This is a genomic window from Priestia sp. 10L35 (assembly GCF_056395685.1).
Genome location: NZ_JBFTKA010000003.1, coordinates 761,634 through 778,865 on the forward strand (window position 1 = coordinate 761,634; position 17,232 = coordinate 778,865).

The 17,232-nt window shown below is 38.6% G+C and carries 19 protein-coding genes, 6 tRNA genes, 1 rRNA gene and 2 other RNA genes; 8 read left to right on the forward strand and 20 right to left on the reverse strand.

Annotation, left to right across the window (positions count from 1 at the left end; genetic code table 11):
- Positions 1-42: 42 nt before the first annotated feature.
- Positions 43-423, forward strand: coding sequence for a VOC family protein (locus AC1DEF_RS15285; RefSeq protein ID WP_097822970.1), 381 nt, complete (start codon positions 43-45; stop codon positions 421-423).
- A gap of 79 nt (positions 424-502) precedes the next feature.
- Here AC1DEF_RS15285 and AC1DEF_RS15290 read toward each other — a convergent pair whose 3' ends face one another.
- Entirely contained in the window at positions 503-886 is a 384-nt protein-coding gene (locus tag AC1DEF_RS15290; RefSeq protein ID WP_097822971.1) for a FixH family protein, read from the reverse strand.
- A gap of 205 nt (positions 887-1,091) precedes the next feature.
- Entirely contained in the window at positions 1,092-1,439 is a 348-nt protein-coding gene (locus AC1DEF_RS15295) for a DUF6054 family protein (protein WP_097822972.1), read from the reverse strand.
- Between the two features lie 76 nt (positions 1,440-1,515).
- On the opposite strand from AC1DEF_RS15295, the gene AC1DEF_RS15300 reads away from it, so the two are divergent.
- Positions 1,516-2,004, forward strand: coding sequence for a MarR family winged helix-turn-helix transcriptional regulator (locus tag AC1DEF_RS15300; RefSeq protein ID WP_235860900.1), 489 nt, complete (start codon positions 1,516-1,518; stop codon positions 2,002-2,004).
- Between the two features lie 45 nt (positions 2,005-2,049).
- On the opposite strand, the gene AC1DEF_RS15305 is transcribed toward AC1DEF_RS15300, so the two are convergent.
- A complete protein-coding gene (locus AC1DEF_RS15305) occupies positions 2,050-3,213 on the reverse strand; it encodes a DUF4179 domain-containing protein (RefSeq protein WP_097822973.1) in 1,164 nt (387 codons plus the stop codon).
- 19 nt (positions 3,214-3,232) lie between these two features.
- Positions 3,233-3,745, reverse strand: a complete 513-nt coding sequence (locus AC1DEF_RS15310) for a sigma-70 family RNA polymerase sigma factor (protein WP_097822974.1) — start codon at positions 3,743-3,745, stop codon at positions 3,233-3,235.
- Positions 3,746-3,893: 148 nt separating this feature from the next.
- Here AC1DEF_RS15310 and AC1DEF_RS15315 point away from each other — a divergent pair, with 148 nt between their 5' ends.
- Both AC1DEF_RS15315 and AC1DEF_RS15320 read left to right on the forward strand, forming a co-directional pair.
- Positions 3,894-4,907, forward strand: a complete 1,014-nt coding sequence (locus tag AC1DEF_RS15315; protein WP_097822975.1) for a S66 family peptidase — start codon at positions 3,894-3,896, stop codon at positions 4,905-4,907.
- Positions 4,908-5,049: 142 nt separating this feature from the next.
- Positions 5,050-5,268, forward strand: a complete 219-nt coding sequence (locus AC1DEF_RS15320) for a hypothetical protein (protein WP_097822976.1) — start codon at positions 5,050-5,052, stop codon at positions 5,266-5,268.
- Here the strand turns inward: AC1DEF_RS15320 and AC1DEF_RS15325 are convergent.
- Entirely contained in the window at positions 5,199-5,558 is a 360-nt protein-coding gene (locus AC1DEF_RS15325) for a DUF4181 domain-containing protein (RefSeq protein WP_368484534.1), read from the reverse strand. The genes AC1DEF_RS15320 and AC1DEF_RS15325 overlap by 70 nt on opposite strands.
- 186 nt (positions 5,559-5,744) lie before the next feature.
- Here AC1DEF_RS15325 and AC1DEF_RS15330 point away from each other — a divergent pair, with 186 nt between their 5' ends.
- Positions 5,745-6,395, forward strand: a complete 651-nt coding sequence (locus tag AC1DEF_RS15330) for a DUF975 family protein (protein WP_097822978.1) — start codon at positions 5,745-5,747, stop codon at positions 6,393-6,395.
- Between the two features lie 48 nt (positions 6,396-6,443).
- Here AC1DEF_RS15330 and AC1DEF_RS15335 read toward each other — a convergent pair whose 3' ends face one another.
- The gene (locus AC1DEF_RS15335; protein ID WP_097822979.1) at positions 6,444-7,358 is read right to left on the reverse strand and encodes a DMT family transporter; all 915 of its coding nucleotides are present in this window, start codon (positions 7,356-7,358) and stop codon (positions 6,444-6,446) included.
- A gap of 514 nt (positions 7,359-7,872) precedes the next feature.
- Between AC1DEF_RS15335 and AC1DEF_RS15340 the strand changes: the two genes are divergently transcribed.
- On the forward strand, positions 7,873-8,712 hold the full coding sequence (locus AC1DEF_RS15340) for a C40 family peptidase (RefSeq protein ID WP_097822980.1): 840 nt from the start codon (positions 7,873-7,875) through the stop codon (positions 8,710-8,712).
- A 57-nt stretch (positions 8,713-8,769) separates the two neighbouring features.
- On the opposite strand, the gene AC1DEF_RS15345 is transcribed toward AC1DEF_RS15340, so the two are convergent.
- Positions 8,770-9,435 (reverse strand): MOSC domain-containing protein, encoded by a 666-nt coding sequence (locus AC1DEF_RS15345; protein WP_097822981.1) that lies wholly within the window; start codon positions 9,433-9,435, stop codon positions 8,770-8,772.
- Positions 9,436-9,869: 434 nt separating this feature from the next.
- On the opposite strand from AC1DEF_RS15345, the gene AC1DEF_RS15350 reads away from it, so the two are divergent.
- Positions 9,870-11,045 (forward strand): NupC/NupG family nucleoside CNT transporter, encoded by a 1,176-nt coding sequence (locus AC1DEF_RS15350; RefSeq protein WP_097822982.1) that lies wholly within the window; start codon positions 9,870-9,872, stop codon positions 11,043-11,045.
- Positions 11,046-11,386: 341 nt separating this feature from the next.
- Here the strand turns inward: AC1DEF_RS15350 and AC1DEF_RS15355 are convergent.
- From AC1DEF_RS15355 to AC1DEF_RS15410, 12 genes are all read right to left on the reverse strand, one after another.
- Positions 11,387-11,477, reverse strand: a tRNA-Ser gene (locus AC1DEF_RS15355).
- A 114-nt stretch (positions 11,478-11,591) separates the two neighbouring features.
- Positions 11,592-11,668, reverse strand: a tRNA-Arg gene (locus tag AC1DEF_RS15360).
- A gap of 9 nt (positions 11,669-11,677) precedes the next feature.
- Positions 11,678-11,762: transfer RNA gene (locus AC1DEF_RS15365), tRNA-Leu, on the reverse strand.
- A gap of 10 nt (positions 11,763-11,772) precedes the next feature.
- Positions 11,773-11,849 (reverse strand) — tRNA-Met (locus AC1DEF_RS15370).
- Positions 11,850-11,867: 18 nt separating this feature from the next.
- Positions 11,868-11,960: transfer RNA gene (locus AC1DEF_RS15375), tRNA-Ser, on the reverse strand.
- 15 nt (positions 11,961-11,975) lie between these two features.
- Positions 11,976-12,052 (reverse strand) — tRNA-Ile (locus AC1DEF_RS15380).
- A gap of 340 nt (positions 12,053-12,392) precedes the next feature.
- A complete protein-coding gene (locus AC1DEF_RS15385) occupies positions 12,393-13,244 on the reverse strand; it encodes a tyrosine-type recombinase/integrase (RefSeq protein ID WP_097822983.1) in 852 nt (283 codons plus the stop codon).
- Between the two features lie 125 nt (positions 13,245-13,369).
- Positions 13,370-13,485: ribosomal RNA gene (gene rrf, locus AC1DEF_RS15390) — 5S ribosomal RNA — on the reverse strand.
- Between the two features lie 52 nt (positions 13,486-13,537).
- Positions 13,538-13,802, reverse strand: an RNA gene (gene ffs, locus AC1DEF_RS15395) — signal recognition particle sRNA large type.
- A 13-nt stretch (positions 13,803-13,815) separates the two neighbouring features.
- Positions 13,816-14,004, reverse strand: a non-coding RNA gene (ssrS, locus tag AC1DEF_RS15400) — 6S RNA.
- A gap of 343 nt (positions 14,005-14,347) precedes the next feature.
- Complete coding sequence (locus tag AC1DEF_RS15405; RefSeq protein WP_013058264.1) at positions 14,348-14,527, reverse strand: small acid-soluble spore protein H; 180 nt, start codon at positions 14,525-14,527, stop codon at positions 14,348-14,350.
- Between the two features lie 525 nt (positions 14,528-15,052).
- Positions 15,053-15,313, reverse strand: coding sequence for a hypothetical protein (locus AC1DEF_RS15410; protein WP_043981048.1), 261 nt, complete (start codon positions 15,311-15,313; stop codon positions 15,053-15,055).
- Positions 15,314-15,669: 356 nt separating this feature from the next.
- On the opposite strand from AC1DEF_RS15410, the gene AC1DEF_RS15415 reads away from it, so the two are divergent.
- A complete protein-coding gene (locus AC1DEF_RS15415) occupies positions 15,670-15,825 on the forward strand; it encodes a hypothetical protein (RefSeq protein WP_013058266.1) in 156 nt (51 codons plus the stop codon).
- A gap of 254 nt (positions 15,826-16,079) precedes the next feature.
- On the opposite strand, the gene AC1DEF_RS15420 is transcribed toward AC1DEF_RS15415, so the two are convergent.
- Positions 16,080-17,084: an AbaSI family restriction endonuclease gene (locus tag AC1DEF_RS15420; RefSeq protein WP_097823075.1), complete on the reverse strand. Its 1,005-nt coding sequence runs from the start codon at positions 17,082-17,084 to the stop codon at positions 16,080-16,082.
- Positions 17,085-17,232 lie beyond the last annotated feature (148 nt).

The following is a 17,232-nucleotide window of genomic DNA, read 5'->3' on the forward strand; positions in this document are numbered from 1 at the left end:
ATCGTCAGAGAAAGAAAGCTTACATTGTGAGGAGGAAACGACATGATTAAAAAATTAGACCATTTTGTGCTAACGGTAAAAGACATTGAAAAAACGACTCACTTTTATACGGTTATTTTAGGCATGAAAAAAGAAACGTTCGGAGAAGGAAGAATAGCGCTTCGTTTTGGTGAACAAAAAATAAACTTACATCAAGCGGGCCATGAATTTGAGCCAAAAGCAAAGCATCCTCTTCCCGGCTCTGCTGATTTATGTTTTATCACAGAAGAAAAAATCGAAAGCGTAATTAGTCATTTACAAAAACATAATGTAGAAATCGAAGAAGGACCGGTAAAACGAACAGGTGCTGTAGGCCCTATTGTTTCTGTTTATATTAGAGATCCTGATTACAATTTGATTGAGCTATCGAACTACTTAGATTAAAGCCATCTTACTAAAAAAGAGAATGCACGAGGCATTCTCTTTTACATGGCTATATAAGCCCCTTCTGCAACTATAAGCTTTACTCTTTAGACTTACCTACCTCTACTTTTTTCGTAAACATTTTCATGTCACCGTCTACCGTCACGTGAGCGGTAATCATATATTCGCCGTCTTCTTTAAACGTATAGTCCGTGCTGTATACACCTTTTCCTTCGTGCGGTGCTTTTGTCATTTCTTGATTGATATAGCCTTCTTTTTCAACTTGGAACTGTACGTCATCGGCGTTTTCCACTTTTTTATCTCCTTGTGTCACAAAGACTTTAAGCTTGACTTGTTCATTTGCTTGAATTGATTCCGGTACTTCAATCGTTCCTTTTACTTCTTTTGAACTTGAATCATTTCCTTTTGAACAGCCTACTATAGCTATCATTAAAACAAATAATACGATGCTGAGTTTTTTCATTATGTTGTTCTCCTTTGTTATGTAAATGTGAAGTCTTCCTGCAATTTCATATTATACTCATTTATCCGGTAAAAAGAGAAAAAATGCTTATTGTCCACATAAAGTTCTTATTTCTACAGTAGCTTTTGCATCTTTTCATTTCTCTACTCGCCCTTCGCTTCACAAAAAAAGCTGAAAAAGCTTATTGCCTTCTCCAGCTTTGCCTTTATCTTTGCGGTTCTTCTAACGTGTACGATGAGAGGGCGTTTTCTACCCATCGCACAAAATCCTTGCTTGCTCCCCAATCAATATTCAACATGCCTTCTGCGCTTCCTGAAGGAATACACTTTACTTTGTTTGGACCCGATACATTTTCTAAAATAATCGTTAGTGATCCTCTGCCGCCGGTGCGGAAAAAATAGCGTTCAAACACAAGCGTACACATCTGCTTGCCGTCTCCGAGATCATAATATTCCTTGTATAATAAGTCACTTTCCGAATTATTTGCATTCACAAGCTTTTTTGCTCCATCAAAAGGAAGCAGCGTCGTTTTAAACTCAATTACTTTTTCCATCACTCAAGCCCCTTTCTATCGCAACAGATATGTACTACTTCTCTTTTTCCCACTAAAAAACCTGCCGCTTCTCTTTATGTACAATCAATATGGTACAATAGAAGAAAAAGAATTGTTTGAACGGAAAAAGGAGCATACAACCTCTATGAATACACGAGATCAACTTATCCAAAATGTGGTTTCAACGATGCGAAACCAAACGAAAAAAATGCAGCTATCGGTTATCCCCACTTTAAAATCATATATTCCTTTAAATGAATTTTTAGCGCTTCGCCTGCTGTATAAAGAAGGCAATCATATCGTTTCTGAGATTGCAGAGCATATGCACATCTCAAACAGCAGCATGACGTGCGTCAGCGACCGCCTCATGGAAAGAGAATTTGTCACGCGCGTACGCAGTCAAAAAGACCGCCGCGTTGTCTACTTATCCATTACGGATAAAGGAAAAGCGTTTGCAGAAGAAATGGAAAAAGTGCTCACCAAAGAATATGGTGAAAAGCTTAGCCATTTTACGGATGAAGAATTACAAACGTTTCTTCGCTTGTTAAATAAAATGGATATCTAATAAAAAACCAGATGCACGCTAAGCAGGCATCTGGTTTTTATTTTGTTATTTGTTGTTTACCTTCAAATTAAAGGCGTCTGAGGTTAAGTCTTTTGAACTGTCGTTTTCGTAATCACTTACATACGGAACAAATCGCAGCATAACCACTCCTTTGTCGTTTCGGTACTCTTCGTCCATTTCTAGCACTCTGTCTGTTCCTCCTCCACTGCCGCTTTCAGAAAGATCTCTTCCATTTTGGTCTTTTATTTTTACGCCCACGTTCGTTCCGTTTCGAATGCTTCCGGTTGACGATGTAAACGTATAGTGCAGCTTAATCGAAACAGGCGATACGCGAACTTCTTTAATAGACAATACGCCTTCTATTCCTTTTTTATTAATCGGAATTTCTTTATTTAACGGATACACTTTTGTATCAGCAATAATTTTTGAGCCGTTTACGCTTGTATGAACCGTCCAATTTCCTTTAATTTCTCCGTAGGAATCCCGGTAGTTCCCGCTTTTCGTCTGAGCAGGATTCTTTTCAAATTCTAGACTTGTGAACTGCGCGCTGATTTGATAGTTTTTATTTGGATCAATATGATCTAGCACATTGTAGCCTTCCACATCGATTTTCCCGTCTCCGTTCGTGTCCGCTTGCGTTAGTTTTAAAGCGTACAGATAGTTCCAGCTTCCGTCTTTGTTTTTGATTGATTCCTCTCTGATACTGGAAGCCGAATCAAAAAACGACATGTTGCCAATTTTCACGCGCAGCTCTCCTGGACGAATTGGCGCGTTTCGATTAAGCCCTAGTGCAGTTCTTCTAAATTCATCTGCGCTAATCGTTAACCCAAGCAGTACCTGTCCGTCATCAAGCATCAGCTCATTTACTTTCACTTGAATGCCTTGGTCCGTTGCTGTTTCATTTACCGTTTTTTTATAGCTGCTCAAGCTGCCTTCAGGCTTGTTCATAAGCAGCTCGATTTGCTGGCCAATTTGCTGACTGATTCGCACAGCCGATGCCCATACCGTTTCGTTTTGCATCATCACAGGCGTCACAGCAAGCAGCAGCACGGCAGCGGCAATCAGCGGACGCGCTTTTTTCCGCGCCGGCTTTATGTCACGTTTTAAACGTTTTTTCATACGCTTTTTCTCGCTTGCCGTTAGCTCAATTTCTTCATATTCATCAAAATCTACAGAAGATCCGTTTAATAAGTCATATTGATTTTTCATCTTTGTCCCTCCTTATTTCTTATTTGAAAATCGCTTTTAACTTTTTGCGTCCGCGCGACAGCCGGTTGTATAAATTGCTGATGGTAGTCTGCTGCTTTTGAGCAATTTGCTTCAGCTCGACTTCCTGTAAGTAATACGCTTTAAACAGCTCGCGGTCTCCTTCGCTTAAGTGACCTAAAAGTTCTTCCACGTCGTTTGTTTGAATGTTATGAACTTCTGATGTTTCACCCACTCCCGCTTTGCTAAGCGATTCGTGCTGCGTTTTTATATATTTACGCTGATAGTCAATGGCTTTGTACTTAGCAACAGCTGCAACCCAATTTTTAAACGTATTTTTCTCCGGATCAAAGCGATCAATATGATGCCACACCGCTAACAATACGTCGTTTACACACTCTTCTTCGTAGCTTTTCAGCGTGCCTAAATGCTTGCGAACAATAGAGGTAACTAATCCTCCGTACTGATCGATTAACAGCTCTAATCCTTTTTCTTTTTTTCGCGTTATACATGCAACAATCCAGTCATCTTCCATGACATTGCTCCTTTCCGCTTGCTTTTACATCTATTAATACGGATTCTTTTTACAAAACCTATCAATCTTCCTAAATTAAATAAAAAATAAGCTTGTTCCGTATTTCTCTCGCTGATAAAATAAGCTAAAACCTTTCAAGGAGGCCGCTATGATTACCTATCCTTTTCTTACATCTAACCCAACCATCGGTATAACCGCACCTTCTTCTGGTGTACCTCAAGCTCTTCATTCCATGTTTTCTTTATCGTGTGAACGCATGAAACAAAAAGGCTTTTCTGTTATACCGGGAGAAACCATTTGGACGCAGCATAAAGCAAAATCCGCTTCTCCTAAAAAACGTGCAAATGAGCTCCAAGCCATGATTGCTGATGAAAACATCGATATCATTATTCCTCCTTGGGGAGGCGAGCTGCTAATTGAAATTCTTGAACATCTAGACTTTACAAAATGGACAGCAAAATGGGTGCTTGGCTATTCTGACACCAGCGTTCTTTTGCTGGCTATTACACTTAACAGCGGGATTGCAACGGCTCATGGAACCAACTTTGTGGACTTGCGAGGAGAGCACTGGGATCCAACGACTGCGATGTGGCAGCAGGTGCTGACGACCAAAAAAGGAGAAAGTGTGGCTCAAGTTTCTTCTGATTGCTATCAAAAAGAATGGCAGCATGACAACCCGTCACCATGCGTGTTTCATTTAACGGAACAAACCACTTGGAAGCATACGGAGTTAAGCGACGTGCACATCAAAGGGCGTCTTCTCGGAGGATGTATTGACGTGATCAGGCACTTAGTAGGAACTCCTTTTGGAGATGTAAAAACGTTTCGAGAAAAATACATTCCTGCTGAGCCGGTCATTTGGTACTTTGACAACTGTGAACTCACGACCGCTGACCTTCGCCGCTCGCTTCTTCAGCTTAAGCTAGCGGGCTGGTTTGATAACTGCTCAGGTATTTTATTCGGCAGAAGCAGCGCTAATAAGCCCGTTGATTCCTACACCGCTGAAGACGTGTATCATGACCTTGCCTCTGACTTACATATTCCAGTTATCTATGACATTGACTGCGGCCACCTCCCTCCTCAGCTCACGCTTATTAACGGCGCGTATGCCAGTGTTAACGTAGAGAAAAATAAAGGGACAGTCGTTCAATACTTTACGTAAAAAAAGAAGCTTGTATAAAAGTAGTTTGATTAAAGGAAGATCCGAACGAACTTGATTCTTGATGGAGAATCCAATTCGTTCAGATTTTTTCATGGGTATGGTGAACGTAGGCTTGTTTCATATATGCAGGTGTTTCTAGTGGTTGATTGGAGGGCAAGACGAAGACTCCTGCGGGAAAAGCGGAACAAGTGAGACCCCGCAGGAGCACACGCGACGAGGAGGCTCACCGGACGCCCGCGGAAAGCGAAGTCTTGCACGGAAATCAACAGCGCGTTATGTCTCAATCTTGTTTTACATATCCGTCATCAGTAATATAAACGTCCCAAATAAGAAAAAAGTTGCACCAAACCACGAGTGGTAGTGCTCTTTTTTCTTTCTTTCAAACTTCCATTCTTCGAAACCTCGAATTACGTATAGGAGAAAAAGGAAAAGAAACATAAAAACCGAGGTGTAGGCTGGAGGTATAACGAAGATGAGCACTAAAAACGAAGCAAGCATCACCATTTCAATTGTGACAAACAGCGGACGCCTTCCTTTAAAACTTCTCCAATAGCTTTTTTTCATCTTTGTATGGAGCTTTTTTCGCATGACAAGATCCAGAAAGATATAAACAACTGCCAGAATCAGCAAATACACAAGCGTCATTTTCATTCCTCCTTCTGCTCCAAATATCCTTATACTTCCATTTTAAAGAACTTTCCACAAATTTCAAGACTCTAAAAAATCTTTACACAACTTATTAGTGCAAGCATTCATATATTCAAAAATCGCTAATATATTGACTAATGTACAGGTTAAATTCTCTGTATAAACTCACCTAGAGGGGGACATCAAGTTATGAGAATAAAAGAAGTGAAGCAAGGTGCACTCGCAGCGCTGAAAAACCGCTGGGGATTTGCCGTACTGCTTACGTTCGTTACGTATTTAATTGCTGCCGGTATTCCAGGACTTATTGACTTTCTTGTTAACGGATTTCCAAGCGGGTCCGAAACCGAATACTCTCAGTCTACCTTAGCTAATATTGTATCCCTGCTGCTCGTACCGCTCTTTTTCTCTTACTACTGGGTACTATTGCGTCTGGTGCGAGGAGAAAGTGTACGTGTAGGAAACGTGTTTGATTCGTTTTCATGTGCGGGATTATATTTTAGAACCCTCGGACTTTACTTGCTAACGATTATTTATACCGTGCTATGGAGTATTTTATTAATTATTCCCGGCATCATCAAAAGCCTTGCCTATTCACAGGCTTACTACGTATTCCGGGATAACCCAGATTATTCGGTCAACCAGTCTATTACTGAAAGCAGACGATTAATGAGCGGCTACAAGTGGACCTACTTTTTACTTGTTTTAAGCTTTATCGGCTGGGGAATTTTAAGTATCATCACGCTTGGCATTGGGTTATTATGGCTCGTTCCGTATGTAACGACTTCGCTTGGCGTATTTTATGAAAAGCTAAAAGCAAATGAAACTGAAGTTGCTGAATAAACGAAAAACCGTATTCGAGTTGCGAATACGGTTTTTTTATGGATAGCTTTACGCTGCCTGGTCTCCTCCATCAGAGGGCTTTAACTTTTGATTCTTCGCTTTTTTATTCACTAAATAAATACTGATAATAATAAGCACCAGCCCTACAAGAAGTGACGACGTAAACGGTTCGTCTAAAAAGAGTGTGCCGATGACAATTGAAATAATCGGAACAAGAAAATTAAAGGACGCCACTTTGCTGGCCTCTCCTTTACTGATTAAATAAAAATAAATGAGCCACGCAACAGCAACAGAAAACAGTGCTAAAAATAAAAGCAGCAGCATAGATGATGAATTCCACACCATATGAGACCATCCTTCCACTCCGCTTCCGGCTGCTGTCATAACCACTCCGCCGACAAGACTTTGAACGGTAATAAGCCAAATACCATCTACACTGTCGCTAATACGCTTGATATAAACGGTTCCAATCGCCCAGCTCAGTGCCGTAAGGACAGCTAAAAGAATTCCAGCGGCTGAAGCATTAGCAGATAATTCTCCCGTGCTGATGGTAGCTACACCTACAAAGCCAAGAAGCAACCCCCCTATCTTCACAGCGTTCATGCTTTCTCCAATCCACATCCATGCAATGATGCCGATGAGCACCGGCTGCAAGTAGACAATAACGCTGAAGACCCCTGCTGGCATAAACATAAGTCCAATCGTTTGCAGACCGTAGAATAAGATTGAATTAAATAGACCTGACACCATATATTTACGCCAGTTCTGCTTCCAGTGAAGCTGCTTATATCTTGGCAGTGCGACTGCTAATAAGATGATTCCCGCACTTAATGACCGCAGTCCAGATAACAAAATAGGCGATGAATAGCCAAGCGCCAGCTTCGACATCGGCCACGTTAATCCCCAAATCAGTACAAGAGCAGCTAAAAGAATCCCATTAATAAAAGATGATGACTGTTTCATACAACAACCACTCCTACATATATGAATGTAAATGATTCACGCGTTCATTCCTCCTTGTATACTACGCTTCTTTTTTACTCACTTCAACTGGATGCTTTTGATGTAATTTATGTATAGCAGTTATAGTAACTGAGTTTCTTTTATGACAGCGTATCTTTCTTCTCTATGTGTTCACCCAGAAAAAATAAAGTGCATGGCTAGTGACAATATCACTTTTTATCTATAGCTTTTATACATCTTAAAAGCCATGAAGCCATTCAGCTGCTGGGTTTCTGCTCCCCTTTTTCATTTAGCTTACATATTTTCTAATAAATCTATGAATCTCCTAAACATTTCTACCTAGATAAATTGTCAGAATTATTACAGAGAAGGTGACAATTCTACTTATATCGCCCTTTAATATTAAAACTATGTTACAAAATGTCGTAATTTGGAATTAGATGTTTACTTTTCCTGTCAGGATTGATAGACTCACACTTGTGAATAAAACAAGTTATGGAAAGGGAGAAAGAACATGCTAAAGAAAGCAAATCGTACAGTTATGAATATGGGGTTAGCAGCATTACTTGTTCCCGCTGCCCTAACATTTAGCACAACTTCAGCAAGTGCTAATGACGGAGGCGCTGCACCAGCACCCGTACAAGAAAAGGTAACGCCAAGCTTACCTCAACAACAAGCAACTACTACTACTAATCAAAAAGTCATCGTAAACGTGAGTGCGTTAAATATTCGTCAAGGAGCTAGCTTTTCATCTCCAGTCGTTGGAACTGCAACACAAGGTCAAGAGTTTGCTATTTTAAAAGAAGCAAACGGCTTAGTTGAAATTGCACCAAACAAATGGATTTCAAAAAGCTCAAGCTACGTAACAATTGCATCAGGTAAACCAAGCGCAAGCCAAGTAAAAGGTGTAAGCACATCAACTCCTTCTACTTCTACAGCATCTACATCTGCAGCACAAGAAACTAGCACACCAGCACCTGCTCCAACAACAAGCACGGCTTCTGGAAGCACAGTAAATGTTGCACGTAGTTTAGTAGGATCACCTTACCAATGGGCAGGAAACACACCAAGCGGATTTGACTGCTCAGGCTTTATCGCATACGTGTTCAACCATAGCGGTCACAGCATTTCACGTACAAGCGTAGCCAACTACTGGAACATGGCGACAAAAATTTCGTCTCCACAACCAGGAGATCTAGTATTCTTCCAAAACACATACACAAGCGGCCCATCTCACATGGGAATCTACATCGGAAACGGCCAAATGATTCATGCTGGTTCACACGGTGTAGCTGTAGCTGACCTAGATGTTTCTTACTACCAAGATCATTTCTTAGGATACGGACGCTTCTAAGAAAAAAATGCCCTCTAATCGTTAGATACGTTCTAACGATTAGAGGGCATTTACTTTTTATCTCTGCGCGACGGAAAGCGCCTTTTCAATACGCGTTTGAAATTTATGCTTCCAGTCTTCAGCCAGCTCAGCTACTTCTAAAGCCTGCTTCATCCCTTCTACATCTTTTGAACGATGGAAATATAAATCAAGCGTAAACCAAACGGATACTTGGTTTGGATGAGCTTCAATCAATTTCACTTCCGCATCTTGCGTAATCGTACCTTCTTTCAGCACGCGGCAAAGGTAGCCCGTATAGCTTGTCTCAATCATTCGTTTTAAAATCCCTTTAACGCCCGTTCTCTTTGTAATCGTGTCGCATGGATTTCGACCTTGCGTCACTTGAATAACGGCGTCTCCTACTTGATAAACGTCTCCAATGCATACGTCTTTTTCAATCATGCCTGCTACAACAAGATTTTCTCCAAACGCAGACATTGGGAGCTCCGTATCAAACTCTTCGTTCCATTTATTGTAGTGTTCATACGAATACACGCACACCGCACGATCCGGCCCGCCGTGATACTTTAAATTCGCTACGCCGTCGCCTTGAAACCCTTCTTTTGCTAAAAACGTTTCGTCTACTTGCTTTTTGCAGATGCCTGTGCGCATTTCTTTGTCAGGACTATATGCCATTTGTTCAGGCATTCCGGTTGCTAAATGAATTATTTTGCGTTCATTCATTTGTACCTCTCCCTTCCCCGTTTTCCCTTACTAATTACGTCATATTTTACCACATTTTAAAGATGGATCTCTTATTTTTCATGTATTCCACTAAAATCTTGGCAATATCATGAAAGTTTAAAAAATATTTCACAATTATATTAAAAATATCTTCATTTCCTCTTTTTCTTTTGTTCGAAATGATTTAAGATAGTAGAGGCTGTCGAAATATAAGTTATTATGTCAGCTCTGCATGTTTCTTTACATAATAGCACATAGTAAATATTATTTTACAATTACGTCATTTTTTACAATGGCCTAAAAAATTTTGTCCATTTTTACTAAAACTAGCGTGAAAGTCCTGATTTTTATATAAAATAGAGGCCGATTTACATAGTCATTTCTATGCACGTCCCTCTTTTATAAATATAGAGTACATGTAAGGAGAAAAGTAAATGTCAATTTTAATGGGAATTATCGGAATTGTAATTGTCTTAGCAGTTGCGTTCCTCATGTCAAACGACAGGAAACTTATCAACTACAAAGGCATCGCAGTTATGCTGGTTATTCAGCTCGCTATCTCTGCTTTTATGATGAATACATCGATTGGTCGCAAGGTGCTTGACTTTATTACGAGTGTATTTACAAAGATCTTATCATTTGGTAACGACGGAATTTCGTTCGTGTTTGGAGATCTTGCAGGAAAAGGCATTTTCTTTATCCAAACGTTAGTTATGATTGTATTCGTTTCAGCATTATTAAGTATTTTAAACTACTCTCGTATTTTACCCTTTGGGATCAAATATATCGGAGGACTTGTTTCAAAAATTACCGGACTTCCCCAAATTGAAAGCTTCACAGCCGTGAACGCAATGATTTTTGGTGATACAACGGCGCTAATTGCGGTGAAAAACCACATCGGAGGTTTAGCACCAAACCGTTTATTTATCGTCACAACAACATCTTTAGTATCCGTTTCTTGTTCGATTCTAGGCGCATACATGCAGATGATTCCGGCTGAATACGTATTAATTGCCCTTCCGCTAAACGTATTCTCTGGCTTAATCGTTTCTTCTATCGTTGCACCTGTAAAAGTAGAAGATGAAAACGAAGTCGATATTAAAGCGCCTGCTAAGCAAGGCACGCTGTTTGAAGCAATCGGTGACGGAGCACTAGACGGCGGACGCGTTGCGTTAATCGTAGCAGCGATGCTTGTAACGTACGTTGGTCTTTTAGCATTAGTGAACTACGTATTAAACGGCGTAATTGGATTAACTGTTCAAGACATTTTAGGCTATATCTTCTACCCAATTGCCTTTATCATGGGTATTCCGGCAGATGAACTAATGAGAGCCGGCGGGGTAATGGGAACAAAAGTAGTAGCAAACGAATTCGTTGCCATGCTTGACTTCCAAAAAATGATGCCTCACCTTTCTGAAAAAACGGTCGGGATCGTATCAGCTTACTTAATCTCATTTGCAAACTTTAGCTCAATTGGTATCGTTCTTGGTACGATCCAAGCAATCAACGGCGAACAAGCTTCACGGGTTGCAAAGTTCGGCTTGAAAATGCTGTTAGTCGCTACAATGGGATCGATTTTAACAGGTATTATGGTTGGATTGTTTATTTAATGGAAAAGCACTCACTTGTGGTGAGTGCTTTTTTGTTTGGTTGTTCTTTTTGGGTTATAGCTGGAGCGTTTCTACAATGTTGAAATTTATTAAATATCTCTGTTGACATACTCCGAGTTATCGGCACTATTATCAAATGCTTTTTATCTTCATTCTAATAACATTTAAATTAGTTTTACATAATGGATTAAAGCAATATCTCTTATCCAATAAAAAGACAGCTTGCTTTATCAGCAAACTGCCTTTTTTGTAATGACCCGTCCGGGATTCGAACCCGTGTTACCTTTTTAAAAGGATAATTTCTTGACCACTTGGCTAACGGACCAGATAAAATTATAAAATGGCAGAGAAGAAGGGATTCGAACCCTCGCACCGCGTTAACGATCTACTCCCTTAGCAGGGGAGCCCCTTGAGCCACTTGGGTACTTCTCTGTATGGATCTCCCATTGAAATACTGTGGAATAATAGTAGGCCTAAGTGGACTTGAACCACCGACCTCACCCTTATCAGACTTGGGCTCTACCAAAATGAGCTACTTCCCGTTTATGGCGCGCCCGAGAGGAGTCGAACCCCTAACCTTTTGATCCGTAGTCAAACGCTCTATCCAATTGAGCTACGGGCGCTTCCTAAAATGGTGCGGATGAAGGGACTTGAACCCCCACGTCATAAGACACTAGATCCTAAGTCTAGCGCGTCTGCCAATTCCGCCACATCCGCATGTGAAAAATGGTTGCGGGGACAGGATTTGAACCTGCGACCTTCGGGTTATGAGCCCGACGAGCTACCGAACTGCTCCACCCCGCGATAATAACAAAGATATAATGGAAGAGGAAGAGGGATTCGAACCCCCGCGGGCTTTGACACCCCTGTCGGTTTTCAAGACCGATCCCTTCAGCCAGACTTGGGTATTCCTCCATATTTCAGGTTCAATGGTGGACCTTGTAGGACTCGAACCTACGACCGGACGGTTATGAGCCGTCTGCTCTAACCAGCTGAGCTAAAGGTCCTTTCTAAGCTCTCTATTAGAATGTGGAGCCGGCAATCGGATTTGAACCGGTGATAAAGGTATTGCAGACCTTGACTATGCCACCAATAAGTATGGAAATTATTTATAGTCAGTCACATTTATCCGTATGCTACCCCTTCATATGAAACATGGACTAGTAATTTAATAATTAATATCTGTTTCGCTACCAACAAAAATTATTTTATCTTATAATTTCGTAGAAGTCAACATCTATGTAAGTTTTGTTTTAATACTTAATTTTGCAATTATTAAGTAGGAACATACACCTAAATAAAAAAACTCTGTAACAAGAATCATGATTCTTGTTACAGAGCTTATTTTTATAAAAAGGTTTGCGTAATCGCATTTTCTAAATCTCTTGTAGAAGATTTTAGGTATCGTTTTGTAACATTCACATCAGAATGGCCTGCTAATTCGGCAACTGTTGCAATATCTATCCCTTTCTTAACTAACTCATGACAGAAAGTATGGCGTAATTTATGAGGATTTACATTATATTTTTTTAACATGTACTGAACCGTACGTGGAGACATTCTTCTATCAAAATTAGAGACAAATAAAGCTTCATGATTAGAATCAAGTGAATCAATATATTTCTTTAAACTATTCCTTGCTTCTGTAGAAAGAGGAACAAATCGCTTTTTACATCCTTTAGCATTACGGATAATTAAAAAACCGTCAGATTTGTTAATCTCTACGTCTTTATGATTCAAAGCACAAATTTCTGATACTCGAACCCCTGTATGTAATAAAGTGTATACAATAGCAATATCACGAAGGTTTCCCTGTTGCTTTACTTCAGATAAAAGACGGTCAAGCTCACTTGCTTCTAATGACTGTGGTACAATCTCGTTGTTTTTCTCTTTTCGTTTACGTTCAATATTTTGAACAATTTCTGGTTTTTCAAGAAAGCGTGCAAAAACGCTAATTGTGACAAAAGCTTTTTCTATAGTCGACGCACTTTTATTATTAGATTCAAGGTTAATCATATAAGTTTGGACATTATTTTTTGTTACTTGATCTAAATGTCTACCTTCACTTAGAAGCCATTCATGAAATTGGTTTAGCACTGCTCGATAGGTTTTAATCGTATTATCAGATTTGCCTGATTCTATTAACCATTGGCTAAAGTCATCAATCAACGGAATAACTTCTAGGCTATTTTTTTTCACTCTAAATCCTCCTACATGTACTAATAAATTACATAAAACATAACATTTAATTTCGTAGAAATCAATTTAAACGAAATTAATATACAAAAAAACAGCCCATCATTGATATGATGAGCTGTTTTTTTGCCTGACAACGTCCTACTCTCACAAGGACAAAGTCCCCACTACCATTGGCGCTAGAGAACTTAACTTCCGTGTTCGATATGGGAACGGGTGTGACCTCTCTGCTATCGCCACCAGACCTATTAAAGATAGTTTTCTTAACACTAAATAAAAATTGCTAAGTAAAAACACCGTGCACCCGTCATTGACATGATCAAATAAGCGTTACTTGTACAGTTAGCTCGACCGGGTTGTGCTGCAACACACAGAAGAATCTACTTATGGCTGCTTCCTTCCGGACCTGACCATGTTCATAGGTTTCTGTTGTGCAGGACCCAGTTGTCAACACCACTTGTCCAAGTCAGACCTTACCTGACTCATACCTCTGTTAGGAATTAAACCCTGCTAAGGCGGATTGCAGGTTACAGGGCACCGCCATCTCCCCGTCTAGCACGGTATGTATAGTTAAGGGATTCCCACCTATGTCGTCCTCCCAATCTGTTTTGTGAACCCGCGATCTCGCAGGTGGGTTTCCGCATATTAACGTTCCAGCGATCCTGTGTCAAAGACAGGCATGGCATCAGTCAACAAATGTAGGAATCCCAAATAAACAGTACGGTTCAAAACAAATAGGGCATAACGTGCATCGTAGGATAAGTATTTAATGTGTTTATTGATGATATAGATTATCCTACAATAAAATTTCGTAGAAGTCAACATAAACGAAAAAATGACTTCTAACCCTCAACATTTTCTTATTTGCTTGATTTACTGTTGTTGGGAAGGGATTTCTTTGAAAGATGGAAGTTATAAGGAGTGGTGTTTCATTATATTGAGTCCTCCATTTAAAAGTGAATTTCATTACGGTTAGATTTTTATACATCCTTGATCTAACACTACTTTTCTAATGTGGTTATTTTTTCTTCTTATCCTCTCTCCATAAAAATAAGAGAAAAATAAAAAAAGCCTAAATAAAATGGCTTTTTTATTCTAAGAGTAAATTATTGTTCTGTTAGTTCAGATATAGAAACACTTTGCTTATTATTTGGTTCATCCAGGTTATGAATTGTAGCTACCCCATTTTGTTGGTCTACATGCTCAATGTAAATGCTTTTCCCGTTATATATTACATTGGCCATGTCCACTGAATCGGCAATTTCTTGTGCTCTTTGTGCATCCATCTTTATCTAGCCTCCTTTTTATTTATGACAGTGAAAGTATTTGTTTTTAATTAATTTTTATGCATTTAATTCCTCTATATAAAATCAATTTTAATTTTTCAAATGAGACATAAAGCAGTAAAAAAACTATCTCCTTTATTATTTGAGATAGCTTTTTATTTTATTATTCAGTTTAATCTTCTTCTGGAATCTTAATTAAAATGGCTATAGCTATTGTTGCCAAAAATATAACTCCTAAAGTTAGCAATAGACTCGTACTCATATGCCTCATCTACCCTTCTCTTTTCATCCCTATGATTCCATTTTAGCAGAGGAAATTAGGTAATAAAACTGGAAATGATAGCGTTTTACTAAAAAATTTATACATGTTAAAATAATGTAGTTGTTTTAACTCAACCAATGTATTCAATCTTTTACTTCAGTAGAGCAAGCTACCTCTTTTCTATTTTTGGGTAGCCTTTTTTTATTGTAATAAAATAAAATGTTGTTTTGGATCTATTCCTTCCTGCCCTCGGTTTACATTCGTTATTTACGCATCTGTTCAATCTCTTCTTCTGTAAGCTCCGTTAATTCAGATATTGTTTGATTATCCATACCTTTTTGCAGCATTCTTAATGCTACTCTCTTAATAGCTCTTTTTCCCCCTTGCTTTTCAGCTTTTTTTAATGTCAATGTTTCATCTACTTGGAATTCCTGGTTTACTTCATAAGTCATTAACATTTGTGGATCCTCAGTCACACGTGCCCATTCATTCATCGCATTTTTCAACGTTTGATCTTTCTCCATTACAACTTCCTCCAAAAATGAGTAAAATCTTCATCTCTTGACACATTAAACAACAGTAATTGTCTTACTAATTATGTGTCTCTTTTACGATACTATTCTCACCTATCCCAAAATCAAATTAATCCCATAAAGCTTGTCCGTTCACCCTAAAACTAAAAAAGAATAATTACTGCATTAGGTGAGGTGTAAGTAGTAATGTAAGATGTGCTCGGTTGTTTATATGCTGGGGCTCGCCTAGTGGCAAATAGGGCTTTGATTCAGAAGCAACTAACAAATTATTTATTTAATTTATATGTTTTTTCTTATAGTTGCACATATTAAAAACAATACTAAATGAAAGCGAGATGAGATAAGTAATGTCAAAACAAGGGATACAGAAAAAGAATCAAACAAGAGAGCAAGTGGAGAAGCAAGATAAAAGAAATGATGTTGAATTAGGCAATGAATTTCAAACTGGCAACACAAGTTCCCAGAGCCAGAAAAAAAGTGGACGCCAAGTAAATAAAAAATAAATTTAACCTTTCGAGGATAATAAAAAACCTCCGTTCAAATTTATGACTTGAACGGAGGTTTCTTTTATAGAGTGAAGAAGACTTATGTGCAAAAGAGGCACCAAGCTAAAGAGAATTTGAATTCTATTATGAAAACAGAATTCAAATAAAAAGAAAGTATCTCACATTAGATAATCGTTAAGTATTATAACAAAATAAAAAAGTGTAGCTTAACATAACAACTCTTTCCGAAACTTATAAGAAAAACGATCTTTTTATGTATACGATATTATCTTATATCTTTTTTTATACTTACCTTCAAATTTTCTAACCTGATTCTCTGTACAAAAGTGTGCTACTTTATATCCGTCGTTATTATAGGCTTCTGCGACTCTAAGAGGTTGTTTAACATCTTTTGGATAATAAGTCGGCATTATGGTCGACATCCTTTCATAAGTCAGAACACCTGTATTTTTGCTTTTTTCACGATTTAGTACATAAAGTCCTTTAAATATTGCTTCAAATCGTCCCGAAGAGGTTTTTGCATATGCGAATAGCGCGATCTTCTGATTCAGCTGATACATTCTTTTTTGAAAGTAGACTTCGTTCTCTTCTGGAATTGTATTATATTTAATAAATATTTCCTCGTTTTCAAGAAGTTGATTGTTCCACGTTTCGTTAGGGAAAAATTTTAATCTTTTAATATCTGTATCTTCTTCAAACTTGTGCGGTGCGCCGCTTTTTTGAATCCCGTGAGCATAGCCAGCTCCGAACACATTGCAACAGTCTGCAACTAACCGTAAAGAAACATTGTCATCAGCATCTATATATCCTTGTTCAATATAAGTATTTGGATCATATTCCTTCTCCAAATCCCATGGAATAAACCATTTCTCCTTTGTTAGCAGATTAATTTTTTCCACTACCTGGTCGATCTTTTCGTGAATCTTTTCAAGAAATTGAGTAGCATCTATTCTGATAAATTCACAATCTAACGCATTCACAATATCGTTTTTTCTAATTTCATCCAGTGTTTGATTTATATCATTCTTATGATGGGCTTCATCAATTTCAACCGCCAAATTAAACTGCGGAAAATACAAATCAATTAATCCGTATTCAGCCTTTTGGTTTTTATTTGATCGTACTACATACTGTTGAGTATTTATTTTTATATCGTAATTATCAAGCAAATGCCAGATCCTTGTAATGATATAATTTTCATCGTTTTTTTTATTCGTTTTCGCTAATTGTCTTTTAATATAGTCATACTTGTTCATTACTTTTCTAGATCCTCTCTTTTCCCTCTGCTGTAGCACTATAAAAATGAATTCCTAAATAACCATATCCGAACGATGAGGGGAGTGCAACTCTTTTAATAAACTGTCTACTGGACCTTGCATTTACGATTCCCTCTTCTTATTGCTA